The following is a 12,630-nucleotide window of genomic DNA, read 5'->3' as shown; positions in this document are numbered from 1 at the left end:
CGCCTCACCGGCGAGACCACCATCTCCTGGCGCGACCCGAAGAAGACCGCTAAACAGCCCATTCCGGGATGAAACATCGGACGAAAACGACCTCTAGAAGTCAACTCAATTAGTGACCGCGCCTCTGCCCGTCAGAGTCAGGATGTCAGGCCCAGGCGCGATGGCTTGACCGTGATGTGAGACTTGCAGCATGGACATGGGGCGTGAGTCGCGGTGGGAAAAGGACGCAATGACGGTGGAGATCGTTTTCGCCCTCGTGACTGCCGCCGTGCTGGCTGCGGTGATCTTCGCCGTCGCTTTGACTCTCGTCCTGGCCCTTGGCATCTCTGGTTCTGCGGAGAAGGGCGTGTTGGTGGGGGGCGCGCTGCTCGGAGCGATGGCCGGAGTGTGGCGTCTGGTTCGGGTGCTGCTTCGGTTCGACGAGCAGCGCCGAATGGGCCGCTGACTACGGGCCTTCTCCTTGCGGTCGGTAGCCTCCCGGCGTGGGGATCGTTGAGCGGCTGGTGCCGGATGAGTTGTGGCAGTTGTTCCAGCGGGTGGTTCCGGAAGCGCCATCGCGGCCGCAGGGCGGTGGCCGGCGGCGCCACGGTGACCGCGAGGTGGTGGCGGCGATCGTGTTCGTGGCGACGTCAGGTTGTACGTGGCAGCAGCTGCCTGCTGCGTCGTTCGGGCCGTCCGGCGCCACGACCCATCGCAGGTTCACCGAGTGGACGAAGGCCAGGGTGCGGGCCAAGCTCCACCGCCTGGTCCTCGACGAACTCGGCTCGGCCGGGCGGCGCGGGCGGCTGCATAGGCGTCGATGGGATCCGACTTGACGATCCGGCGCCGTTCGGCCTTGTCGGGCCGGTTGACCTCGATCACGGTGAGGCCCGCGTGGCGGCGGCACGGGTGAACCCGAGGCGGCAGGAGAAGGTTCCCTCGCCCGCTCCGCCGGCCTCACTCGTGGTCTCGACAGGGGCGGCGGAGCGGACGAGTGGGAACGGTCGTGTCCTGGAGGACGGCGTACCGTCCGTGATCTCTTGCTCCAAGGCACTGCGCCAAGGCACCGCGTAGCCGCCGGGCTGGCGGATCTCTGGTGATCTCTCCGTCGGCTCAGCTCCAGCTCGGCGAGGGTTCGTTCGGCCGGTTGTATGGCACTGGTCGGCCCGTGTACGCGTCGAGCAGCGAGCACCACACCCTCACCCAACAGCTCGACATGCTCACCGAGCAGGCAGCCCACCAGGAACAGCTCGCCCAGCGCCGCGCGCAGGCCCAGCTCGCCCAACAGCTCGCACCCCTGCTGCACGCAGGCACCGAAGCCGCCACCAAGCACACCCACGCCCAAAGAGACGAAGCAGCCGCCCGAGCTCTCCTGGCCCCCGCGCACGCCGCTCTCAGCCCCGACCAGCTCACCGCCGCCGAGCAGGACATCCGCAGGCACATCGGTGCCCTGCAGGCCCTGCTCCCCGACGAAGCCAGAGCCGACCAGCTCGTCGGCGAACTGCAGCGCATCGAGGACGAACGCACACGCCTCACCGACGACCTGGGCGACAGCACCGCACGACTCGAGCAGGCCCCCGAACTCCGCGCCGCCCTGAACACCCGCATGGAAGCAGCCCGCACCGCGGAAGAGGAAAGCCGAGGGCTCGACACCCAACTCGCTTCTCTGACAACCCGTCTCACCGCTGCCCGACACCGCGTCGAGCAGCAACTCCAGGCCGACGAACTGACCCGGCGCCTGACCCAGGCACAGACGGCGACCCGCACAGCTGCCCAAGAGCACATCGGCATCCGAAGGCGCCGCACCGACGGCATGGCAGCCGAACTCGCCTCCCAGCTCACCGATGGCGACGCATGCCCGGTCTGCGGCTCGCTCACCCACCCCGCCCCCGCCGCACCCCATCCGGATCAGCCCACCGCTGCCGACGAGCAGGCAGCCGAAGCCCGCCACACCCAGGCCGGCCAAACAGAGGACGACCTCCAGCTCGAACTCCGCAAGGCCCTCGAACGCGTCGGCACAGCCCGCGGCACCGCCGGCGGCGACATCTCCGTAGCAGACCTCACAACCGAGCACGACGCCCTCAAACAGCGCCTCGCCGAAGCACTCGCCCACGCCGCCGATGCCGGCCCGGCCACCGAAGAACTCGCCGCGCTGGAGCGTGAACTCGACCTGCTCACCCGCACTCACAGGGAAGCGGAGAAGCGGCTGGCCGCCGCCGACGCCACGTACGACCCCCTCGCGGCCCAGCGCGAAGAGCTCGACCAACGTCTGACAAAAGCCCGCGCCGGCGCCCGCACCCTCACCGCCCGCATCACCGACCTCACCCAAAGCGCCCACCACCTCGTTGCGGCCGCCGACACCGCCCGCGCCACCACTCGCGCCGCCGACGAAGACCGCCAAGCCAACACGACAGCCTCCGAAGCCGCCACTACCCACGGCTTCGCCTCCCGCGAAGCGGCCGAAGACGCCCTGCTGACCGACACCGAACTCCAGGCCATCGACAAAGAAATCAACACCTGGCGCGAACAGCGCGCCGCCCTCACCATCCGACTCGAAGACGCAGACCTCGCCGCTGCCGCCGCCGAGCCGACAGCCGACCTCACCACCGCCACCGCAGAGCTCGAAGCCGCCACCACCCGCCACACCCAGGCCGCCAACACCGCCGACAGCGCAGCCACCCGCACCACCGCCCTCGCCGACCGCACCGCACAGCTCGACGCCCACACCCGCCGCCTCGAACCCCTCGAGCACTCCTACCGCACCGCGGACCACCTGCACGGCATGATCAGCGGCACCTCGCCCAGCAACCACCTGCGCATGCAGCTCGAGGCCTATGTCCTGGCCGCCCGTCTCGAAGAAGTCGTCGCCGCCGCCAACACCCGCCTGACCCGCATGTCCGACCACCGCTACACCCTCGCCCACTCCGACCACCGAGCCTCCCACGGCGCCCGTTCCGGACTCGGCCTGAAGATCAACGACGCCTGGACCGGCCGCGACCGCGACACCGACACCCTCTCCGGCGGTGAATCCTTCTTCGCCTCCCTCTCCCTCGCTCTCGGCCTCGCCGACGTCGTCACCGCCGAATCCGGCGGACAAGCCCTCGACACTCTCTTCATCGACGAAGGCTTCGGCACTCTCGATGAAGACACCCTCCATGACGTCCTCGACGTCCTCGACTCCCTGCGCGCCCACGACCGCACCGTCGGACTGATCAGCCACGTCCCCGAGCTGCGCCGCCGCATCACCCACCGGCTCCATGTCCGCAAAGACACCACCGGCTCAACCCTCCACCAACTCACCGCAACCGCAGAATGACCGCGCGGCCGGATGCCACAATGCTCCGGTCGCCCGCCGACCATCCGAAAGCACCAGCCATGGCCACTGCCGACCTCGAGCTTCGGCCGCACCAGAAAGAGGCCGTCACCGCGGCGGTCAAGACGCTGCGTACGCACACCCGCGTCACCGTGGTGGCCGCCTGCGGTACCGGGAAGACCCTGATCGCCGCCCGCACGGCGTTCCGGCTGGCTGCCCGAGGCCGTGTCCTGGTCCTGGTGCCGACGCTGGACCTGCTGTCCCAGACCGTGCGCTCCTGGCACGCTGCGGGCCGTAAAGGCCATGCGGTGGCGGTTTGTTCGGCACGGCAGGCTGTCGAGCATCCCTCGGCCGGCGACATCCCCATGACCACGGATCCGGCCGAACTCGCTGCCCTGACTCCGGTTGAGTCCGGGCCGGTGACCGTCTACGCCACCTACGCCTCCCTGCCCACCCTGCTCGCAGCGCACCACAGCCACCGGCTACCCGCCTGGGACCTCGCCGTCGTTGACGAGGCCCACCGCACCGCGGGCCGGCTCGGCAAAGCCTGGGCCGCCATCCACCACGACGACCAGATCCCCGCCACCCGCCGCCTCTACCTCACCGCCACACCCCGCATCTGGGACCCTGACAACGACCGCGGCGACGACCCGGTCGCCTCCATGGACGATGAAGCCCTCTTCGGCCCCGTCGCCTACCGGCTCACCCTCTCCGACGCCATCGACCTCGGCCTCCTCGCCGACTACCAGATCCTCGTCCCCGTGGTCGACGACACCGACCTGCGCGACTGGCTCGCCACCGGCCCCGGCGCCGGCGTCGACGGCCTGCGCCTCGCCGGCCGCCAAGTCGCCGTCCTCAGAGCCATCCACGACCACCAACTGCGCCGAGTCCTCACCTTCCACCACCGCGTTGCCGACGCCCGCGCCTTCGCCACCACCCTCCCCGACACCGCCGCAGCCCTCCCCGCCGAACTCCAACCCGACGGACTGTGGTCGAACTGGGTCAGCGGCACCCACCCGCCCCGCGTCCGCCGCCGCGTCCTCCTCGACTTCGCCGCCCACACCCATCCCGAACAGCCCGCCGTCCTCGCCAACGCCCGCGTCCTCGGCGAAGGAATCGACGTCCCCTCCATCGACGCCGTCGTCTTCGCCGACCCCAAGAACAGCCCCGTCGACACCGTGCAAGCCGTCGGCCGCGCCCTGCGCCAGCCCCCCGGGGCCGGCAAGAAGGCCACCCTGATCGTTCCCGTCTACCTCACCCCCGACGAGGATCCCGACGACCTCCTCGGCGCCGATGCCTACACCCCCCTGTGGCGCACCGTCCAAGCCCTGCGCGCCCACGACGAACGCCTCACCGCCCGCCTCGCCGACCCCCGCACCAACCGCCCCACCCTCACCAGTGACGAACCCGGCCACTGGCTCCGCTTCGACCGCCCCACCCAGCAAGAGGAAGTCGCCCTCGCCCTCACCCTGCGCGTCCTTGCCCCCAAGAGCGCCGAATGGCGCCGAGGCCTGACAGCGGCCCGCCGCTATCACCGCACCCACCATCACCTCGACGTCCCCCAAACCTACGAGGACGAGACCGGCTACTCGCTCGGCCGCTGGCTCACCTGGCAACGCCACCTGCACACCACCGGCGCCCTCGACACCGCCCGCACCACCGCCCTCGAGCGCCTCGACATCATCTGGAACCCCCGCCAGCACGCCTTCGAACGCGGCCTCGCCCACGCAGCCGCCTACGCCACACTCCACGGCCACCTGGCCGTCCCGGTCGACCACCGGCACGACGGCTTCGCCCTCGGCCGCTGGCTCGCCACCCAGCGCAAACGCGCCGGACAACTCAACACAGCCCGCACCCAGGCCCTCCAGGATCTGGACCCCAACTGGAACCCCCCGTGGCCGCTGACCTGGCAACGCACCTACCACGCCGCCTGTCGGCACCGCGAAACCGGCCACTCACTGACCGACCTGCCCCGCGACTACACCACCAACGATGGACACTGCCTGGGGGAGTGGCTGCACACACAACGCCTGCACCCAGATCGCCTGCACCCAGGGCAACGGCGTCTGCTCGCCGGCCTCGGCCTCACACAGACCGCTGAACCGCCCCTCGACGCAGGCAAACCAGCCCGCCGGAACTGGGATAAGGCCCTGACGGCCGCCCGCGCCTTCCACCACCGAGAAGGGCATCTCAACGTTCCTCAGCGGCACATCGAAGTCCTCGGCGGAGAACCCGTACGTCTCGGGCAGTGGATCAGCAACGCCCGCCGCCGCAAAGACCAGCTCTCGGCTGACCGCATCCAATCACTCGACGAACTCGGCATGCGCTGGTAGCTGCACCTTCGAGTACTTCAGGCGGCCCGGCTAGCTGGTGCTGGTACACCCCCCAGGCCCCGACGCACAGTGAGGTGCTGTGGATCTCGCCCGCGCTGCCGGGCCGCTCCCACGACCTGACCGCGGCCCGCACCCACCACATCATCCGGATCTGCGAACGCCAGGGCGTCCCCATCCTTGCCGACCGCGCCTACCAGGGCGCCGGCCCCTGGGTCACCACCGGACTCAAACGCCCCCCAGGCGGCGAGCTCACCCTCACCCAGCGCACCGTCAACCGGGCTCTGGCCGCGGCCTGGGCACCGGTCGAACGCGGCATGGCACGGCTGAAGTCCTGGCAGATCTTCCGCAGATCACGCATCAGCCCCAACCGCATGACCGTCATCACCTGGCCTTTCTCGGCCTCGCCGCAGCCCTGTGCTGCTACATGCGACTCGTCCGCCTCACCACATAGGACACGGTCTTAGACCGTGTCCTACATGGTCAGTTGGCGGTTGTGCTGGGCATGGGGAGTGGACGGTGGGGTTGGATTGTTCCGGAGGGTCTGTGGGAGATCGCCAGGCCGTTGTTGCCGCCGGCTCGCGTGCGGCCGCAGGGCGGCGGGGTCGCCAACATCGATGACGAGGCGGTCTTCGCCGCGATCATCTACGTGCTGGTCAGCGGCTGTGCCTGGCGGGCGTTGCCGCCGTGTTTCGGGGCGTCGAAGTCGACTGTGCATCGCCGGTTCGTCATCTGGTCCCGTGCGGGGGTCTGGGGTCGGCTGCACCAGAAGGTTCTCCAACTCCTTGACGAACAGGGCCTGGTCGACCTTTCCCGAGCGGTCCTCGACTCTGCCCATGTCCGCGCTAAAAAGGGGGCGAACTTGCAGGTCCGAGTCCCGTGGACCGGGGTAAGCCGGGTTCCAAGATGCATGTCCTGTCCGACGCGGACGGACTGCCCCTACGCGTCGGACTCTCCGCGGCCAACACCCACGACAGCCAGGCGCTGAAGCCGATGCTGTCCCATTTCCACATGGGACACGAATCCCACACGACCGATTCCAAACCCCAACGCCTGCACGCCGACAAAGCGTACGACGTCCCTCACCTGCGCAAATGGCTATGGGGCAAACGCATCGGAGTCCGCATCGCCCGCAAGGGCATCGAGTCCAGCGAACGGCTCGGCCGACGCAGGTGGGTCATCGAGCGGACCATGTCCTGGCTGACCGGCTACCGCCGACTCAACCACCGCTACGAACGCCACCCCCGCAACTACCTGGCCTTCCTCGGCCTCGCCGCCGCCATCTGCTGCTACAAGCGCTTCTGCAACCTCACCATGTAGGACACCGTCTTAGGGAAGTAAGGAGAGCAAGCGAGCAGGTAAGGGTCCTCGTCCTGCCTGCCGGTCGTGCGTGTCAACTTCTCCGAGTTGCTGGCAGATTCTGCGAGTTCGGTTAGCAACTTGCCAGGCTATGCGGGATTCCGGAAGTCGCTGCCGCTCGGCGCGGACTCAAGAGGTGCTGGAAGAGATCCAGTGGTCGTTGTTTCGATGGCGGTCCAGTCCCACGGCCTCGAATTCGTCCTCGCCCAGGCTGCTCCTCACGCCGAGCTGCCGAAGGGCCTGCGAGATGGGGCTGACTGCTCGCGAGAACCACTTCTTCGCCGGCGCATCCAGTGGCCCCACTGCCAGCGCCCCGTCAGCCCAGACGGCGGCCCGTTGCTCGCCGACGCCACCGAAGTAATCGGCCTCTACATAGGCGACGGGCCCTGCGGCGGACCACTGGGCGAGCAACCTCTCGAAGCCTCCTGGCAGCCGCCAAAACCCCAGAGCTCCCGCGGTGCTGCCGTCCGTGACGGCGTCGAAGACCTCATCCGTCATCGGCATCAGCGACAGGCCCTGACGCAGCGACGCCACCCGGGCGCCAGGAACGCTCCGTGACGCGGCACGCAGCAACTCGTCTCCCGCGATCACCGCCTGCAACTCGTAACCCACCGAGGCCCTCCCCACCGACTGGAGACTCATTACTCAGGATTTTGCATGCGCAGCATGCTGCCGCCGAGCTTCAGGTTGCGCCGCTCGGGCGTGACATAGCGGCGAACCAGGGCCAGCAGCTCGGGATCCTCATGGACATGGCGCATCACAGGGCCGATCCTGCCCCGCTGGTTGTCAACGAGGCCACCTTGACTCGGGTCACCGGCGGTACGCGTCGCGGTACCTGCTCAGTCGAGGACCGCGTACGGCGGGCAGCCTAACCAGGGTGTAGTCGAAGGCGTGGCGGTGGGGCGTCAGCGAGCACCAGGGATGTGGCGGCAGGGGGTAGTCGTCGCGCAGGACACCCTCCGGGAGCACTCCGGTCGCGGGCATTGGCGAGGTCTCGCCTGGGTGGGCAAGGTACGCCCAGAGCCCGCTGTCCAGCGGCACCACAGCCCCCTCGTCGCCGGGCGGACGCCAGGGCGCGCCGGTGAGGGGGTGGCGGGGGACGAGGAAAACGTCGGGGCGGGGCCGGGGCGTGCCGATCCCGGGGCCGGCCAGTCCCACGGTCCGGGTCTCGGGTCCGGCGGGGAAGTACCGGCCGACGGCGTCGCCTAGCAGGTCGGCGACGGGGCCGACGGGGAGGGTCACCGGGCGGTCCTCGGTGGCCACCACAAGGTGGGCCAGCATGACTCCGACCGCCGCCTCCCAGCGGCGGCTCCACGACCCGTCGGGTTCGACGGGTGGGACGCGGTGCTCGGCGCGCTCCAAATCGTCCCAGTCGGGAGGCCGCCCGGCTGGGAGCCCCGAGGGGCGGCGTTCGACCGCGTCGGGCTCCAGCCACACCGTCTGCCACATCCCGCAGTCGTCCATGCGGGTCGCCACGGCTCGCCCGCATCCCTCGCACGCCAGGTTGGGGCCGGCCCGGCCGTCCACGCCCTGGCAGTAGCCCTCGCACTTTTCGGGGATCAGGGTCATGGACCGGGAGTCGCCAGGGGCGATGACGATCCTGTTCCGCGCGCCGAAAGAGACGGAGTACACCGGGGCGTACACGCACTGACGAGCAGCCGCATCCTCTCCGACCTCCTCCCACAACCGCCAGGGCGGTCCAGTGGGCCGGGGGTCGACGGCGTACGTCGCGGGTTCCATCAGCGGAGGATGGAGTTCCTCCCAGCCCCCGTGATGGGTATGGACCGGGAGGGCGACTCGGGACACCGGCGCCGTCAGCTCGGTGCCGCACCCGGCACACGCGAACACGTCCAAACAAGCTCCCCCTCGCCCCGGTTCTTCGCCGGATTGTGCCTCGCCCTCCGCGCAGAATCCACCGGATTCCGGAGCGGCTCCAGGGACCTGAGTCGGAAGTTCCTCTGCAGACCTCCGCCGCGATCGATCGGCGGCCGGGCCCAGATCCGACCGGTGTGAGACTCGCCTCGGCATCGCCAGCCGTGGCAGCGCTGAGAGTCGGGCGAACCGCCTAAGGGGGAGAGGTGCCAGAGCATGGAGCTGCGGGGCACGGAGAGGCTGGTCTCAAAGAGCTGGGAGGATCCCGGGAAAGCCGCCGCCGGCGAGACCTCGATGGTCGCCCCGACGGCGGCTGATTCAGGCTCCGGATGAGTGATGGGAAGGCATCCACCGTCCCCTCAGGTCCTGCCCGATGCCGTCCGGAACGCCCTTGCAGCCCGGGCCAACAGCGTGAGTGCCTGGCAGTCGGCGGAACGCCGAGCGTGCCTCACCTTCACCGTCAGCACGCCTGGTTACGCTGCGTGTTCCGGCCATGGCGAGCCTTGGGGACACCTGTGACACAGATCCGGATTGCCACGTTCAACCTGGAGAACTTCGACGAGACCGCTGCGGGCCAGCGCCCGTCGCTGGCTGAACGCATCACACTGATGAAGCCGCAGATCACGCGGCTGCGGGCGGATATCGCCTGCTTCCAGGAAGTCCACGGACAAGAGCGCCCCGGCCAGCCGCGTGCCCTGCTCGCGCTGAAGGAGCTCCTCACCGGCACCAACCTCGACGGCGCGGCCTTGGTCAGCACCAAGCCGGCGAGCGACGCGGTCTTCGACGTGCGCAACCTGGTCATCGCCACCCACCTGCCGGTCCTCAAGCACCAGCAGTTGAAGAACGATCTGGTCGCCGAGCCCCGCTATCAGCGGCTCACCGCCACACCCGCCGACGCGGAGCCGGTCCCGATCGGTATCGAGCGGCCCATCCTGCACGCGCAGATCGACATCGACCACGCAGCACCCGGCCGCCTGCTGCACGTCATCACCGTGCATCTGAAATCCAAGATCCCCAGCGACATCCCCGGCCAGGTGATCGACCCCCAGAAGGGCATCTGGCGCAGCGCCGACAGCTGGGCCGAGGGCAGCTTCCTGTCGTCCATGAAGCGGATGAGCCAGGCCCTGGAAGTCAGGCGCCTCGTCGACCAGATCCTCGACGACGACCCGGGCGCGCGCATCATCGTCGCCGGTGACTTCAACGCCGAGCCCGAAGAAGTCCCGGTACTGGCCATCTGCGGCAATGTCGAGGACACCAACAACGGCGACCTTGCTGCCCGGGTCCTGGTTCCCATCGAGCACACCATCCCCAGCGAGGCCCGCTACACCCTGTTCCACCACGGCCGCGGCCAGATGATCGACCACATGCTCGTCACCCGCAACCTCCTCGCTCACTACCGCGGTTCAGAGATCCACAACGAGATTCTCCACGACGACTCGATCGCCTTCGCCACCGACGTCAAATACCCCGAGTCCGACCACGCCCCCGTCGTCGCCACCTTCGACTTCGACTGACCCCGCGCAGCCTCCGCCCGTCACGTTTCGGGGCCAGCCGGTGGCCTGTCTCCGCAGGAAGCCCCGGCCACGCGATCCGCTGTCGGCTGCGCACTGTGCCGTCAGCGGCTCTGGGGGATCCATTCGCCGAGGACAGCTGTCAGATTGGCGAGATCGGGTGGAGTGATGACGACGAGCCTGATGCCTGTTGCACGGGCGAGGTCTTGTTTGGCCTGGATCTTGGCGACGTAGTCGTCGCTGTTCAGGCCGGCGTACTCGAGGTAGGTGCCGTCGGTGAACTGCCAGTCGGCGCGGCGTCGCCCGTGCGGGTTGAAACGTGGGTGCTTGGGCCAGAGCGGTTCTATCTGGTGGGAGATGCCGTGGCGCGTGAGCCAGTCGTCAATGGTGCGCTCGGCCAGAGAGCGGCAGGGGTGTCCGTCTGTGGCGGAGCAGTAGGTGCCGCGGGCCGGCCGCCACGCGTCGCCGACGATTTCTGTCGTACGCAGGACGTCAAGCCAGCTGGCGGTTCCATGAAGTGCGCGAATCGTCTTCGCCGGCGGGCAGGCAGCCATCGCCGTGACGATGGCATCCCGCTGCCTGTCAGGCAGGTCGAATGCCACCGGGCTCTGGGCGAAGTTCTGCGGCGGCACCGTGCCCAGGGCGGCGGCGAGAGCCACGACCGCCTGGCGGGCTGCCGCGGGAGTATGGAGCGCACCGTTACCGTCGCGGGCACCCGTGCAGCATTGTTTGCACCACCGGGCCGGCCCGAACTGACGAATCATCCACGGGTTGAGCTGACCGCCTGTGAACGGGGCGCGGCAAAGTGGGCAGACCTGACGCGGGGAATCCGGCCACACACGGCGTGAGCGAGCGGCGTGGAAGGCCCCGTACATTGCGGCATGCTCGTACACGCTGTCCGGCTTGTCCCGGTAGGTGTGGCCCTGGCCGATCATTCGGTGCTCAGTAAGGCCACGGATGGCACCAGCGACGTCCGGCAGACGGGTCAGCAATTGCGACGGGCACACCCATGGCCACATCGCACCATAGGCCTCGATGAGTTCATCGACCAGATCGTCAGCCGCATCGCACCACACGGCGGTGAATCGGGCTTGATCAGTGGCGTTCCAGCCGTAGGGGTTGAAGCCGCCGACCTCGCTGTCGCAGGGCCAGGACCAGTCCCGGTTGTGGCCCGCGTTCGCAGCGAGGACAGAGCACGAGACCAGCTCCTGCTGCGCACCCGCCCCGGCGCCACGTCGGCGCAGCCGGGCAGTCAGACTCCTGACCAGTTCCTGATATTCCTCACGACCCACAGCACGCCTCTCCAGCACCCCGCTCGCAATATCAGCGCTTCTAGCCCTGATTCCGACCCCGCCGTCGTGCTTCTGAGGCCTGCTCCCGTGCCGCACCCAGCTGCCTTCGCTCTGGCCCTGCCCCGATCCTCCTCGAAGACCAGCACACAGCCCAACGCGTACAAGGCCCCAGCGGCTTTCTTTCGCCAGTGAGAACATCGGCAGCATCCGCCTGTACCGCCCGGACGACGACCCGCCCGGCTGGCCCGCGCTCGGCGGCTCCCTGACCCGCGCTATCCGCTGGGACCTGATCGCCCAGCAGTACGACCAGATGGTCAAGTACGCCACGGCGCTCCGCCTGGGGACGGCGGAGGCCGAGCAAGTACTGCGCCGCTTCACCCGCGGCGGCCCCAAACACCCCACCTACGCCGCCCTCGAAGAACTCGGCCGCGCGGTGCGCACCATCTTCGCGTGCGACTACCTCGCCAGCCCCGACCTGCGCCGCGAGGTCCACGGCGGACTCCAGGTCGTGGAGAACTGGAACAGCGCGAACACCGTGCTGCACTACGGCAAGGACGGGGCGCTCACCGGCCCGGACAAGGAACACGCCGAGACCTCGATGCTCGCTCTGCACCTGCTTCAGTCCGCGCTAGTGCACGTCAACACGCTGCTGCTTCAGCAGGTCCTCGCCGAACCGGCCTGGGCGAAGAAGCTCACGGACGAGGACCGGCGCGGGCTGACCGCCCTGTTCTGGTCGAACATCAACCCCTACGGAACCTTCCGGCTCGATATGGACAAGCGCCTCGACTTCACGCTGACCATCTCCGTGCCCCGCCCCCGCACCCCAGCGGAGGGCCGTGCCCGAGCAGCCGGCTCGGCCTCGTGATGAGCATGGACGACGAGAGCCGCATCTCAGCAAGGACGAGGTTGAGGACTGCGCAGGCCAAGCAGCTAAAAGAGCTGGCCAAGGACCCCGTGCCAGGTATTGGAGGATG

Annotated in this window: 9 protein-coding genes and 2 pseudogenes; 8 read left to right on the top strand and 3 right to left on the bottom strand. The window is 68.9% G+C overall.

Annotation, left to right across the window (positions count from 1 at the left end; all coding sequences use genetic code 11):
- The first annotated feature begins 190 nt into the window (after nucleotides 1-190).
- The 6 genes and pseudogenes from ACIQ7Q_RS34375 to ACIQ7Q_RS34350 all read left to right on the top strand — a co-directional run bounded on the left by ACIQ7Q_RS34375 (nucleotide 191) and on the right by ACIQ7Q_RS34350 (nucleotide 6,942).
- Nucleotides 191-445: a DUF6332 family protein gene (locus tag ACIQ7Q_RS34375; protein WP_403871228.1), complete on the top strand. Its 255-nt coding sequence runs from the start codon at nucleotides 191-193 to the stop codon at nucleotides 443-445.
- Between the two features lie 37 nt (nucleotides 446-482).
- Nucleotides 483-773: pseudogene (locus ACIQ7Q_RS34370) on the top strand (transposase); the annotation flags it as partial.
- Nucleotides 774-1,075: 302 nt separating this feature from the next.
- Nucleotides 1,076-3,295 (top strand): SbcC/MukB-like Walker B domain-containing protein, encoded by a 2,220-nt coding sequence (locus ACIQ7Q_RS34365; RefSeq protein ID WP_403871225.1) that lies wholly within the window; start codon nucleotides 1,076-1,078, stop codon nucleotides 3,293-3,295.
- Between the two features lie 59 nt (nucleotides 3,296-3,354).
- Complete coding sequence (locus tag ACIQ7Q_RS34360; RefSeq protein WP_403871222.1) at nucleotides 3,355-5,625, top strand: Helicase associated domain protein; 2,271 nt, start codon at nucleotides 3,355-3,357, stop codon at nucleotides 5,623-5,625.
- 71 nt (nucleotides 5,626-5,696) lie between these two features.
- Nucleotides 5,697-6,011: pseudogene (locus ACIQ7Q_RS34355) on the top strand (transposase family protein); the annotation flags it as partial.
- A 116-nt stretch (nucleotides 6,012-6,127) separates the two neighbouring features.
- A protein-coding gene (locus ACIQ7Q_RS34350) for an IS5 family transposase (RefSeq protein WP_403871220.1) occupies nucleotides 6,128-6,942 on the top strand; the annotation gives its coding sequence in 2 pieces (ribosomal slippage) (nucleotides 6,128-6,470 and nucleotides 6,470-6,942; 816 coding nt in all).
- A gap of 168 nt (nucleotides 6,943-7,110) precedes the next feature.
- Here the strand turns inward: ACIQ7Q_RS34350 and ACIQ7Q_RS34345 are convergent.
- Nucleotides 7,111-7,593, bottom strand: a complete 483-nt coding sequence (locus ACIQ7Q_RS34345) for a hypothetical protein (protein WP_403871218.1) — start codon at nucleotides 7,591-7,593, stop codon at nucleotides 7,111-7,113.
- A gap of 198 nt (nucleotides 7,594-7,791) precedes the next feature.
- The gene (locus tag ACIQ7Q_RS34340; RefSeq protein WP_403871215.1) at nucleotides 7,792-8,721 is read right to left on the bottom strand and encodes a hypothetical protein; all 930 of its coding nucleotides are present in this window, start codon (nucleotides 8,719-8,721) and stop codon (nucleotides 7,792-7,794) included.
- 647 nt (nucleotides 8,722-9,368) lie between these two features.
- On the opposite strand from ACIQ7Q_RS34340, the gene ACIQ7Q_RS34335 reads away from it, so the two are divergent.
- Entirely contained in the window at nucleotides 9,369-10,367 is a 999-nt protein-coding gene (locus tag ACIQ7Q_RS34335) for an endonuclease/exonuclease/phosphatase family protein (protein WP_403871212.1), read from the top strand.
- 101 nt (nucleotides 10,368-10,468) lie between these two features.
- Here the strand turns inward: ACIQ7Q_RS34335 and ACIQ7Q_RS34330 are convergent, their stop codons facing one another.
- Nucleotides 10,469-11,656, bottom strand: a complete 1,188-nt coding sequence (locus ACIQ7Q_RS34330; protein ID WP_403871209.1) for a hypothetical protein — start codon at nucleotides 11,654-11,656, stop codon at nucleotides 10,469-10,471.
- A gap of 79 nt (nucleotides 11,657-11,735) precedes the next feature.
- On the opposite strand from ACIQ7Q_RS34330, the gene ACIQ7Q_RS34325 reads away from it, so the two are divergent.
- Nucleotides 11,736-12,521: a Tn3 family transposase gene (locus ACIQ7Q_RS34325; RefSeq protein ID WP_403871231.1), complete on the top strand. Its 786-nt coding sequence runs from the start codon at nucleotides 11,736-11,738 to the stop codon at nucleotides 12,519-12,521.
- Nucleotides 12,522-12,630 lie beyond the last annotated feature (109 nt).

The organism is Streptomyces sp. NPDC096176, assembly GCF_044763255.1.
Taxonomy (GTDB): domain Bacteria; phylum Actinomycetota; class Actinomycetes; order Streptomycetales; family Streptomycetaceae; genus Streptomyces.
Note: the sequence above shows the minus strand (reverse complement) of the source record. Positions and strands in the feature narration are given on the sequence as shown.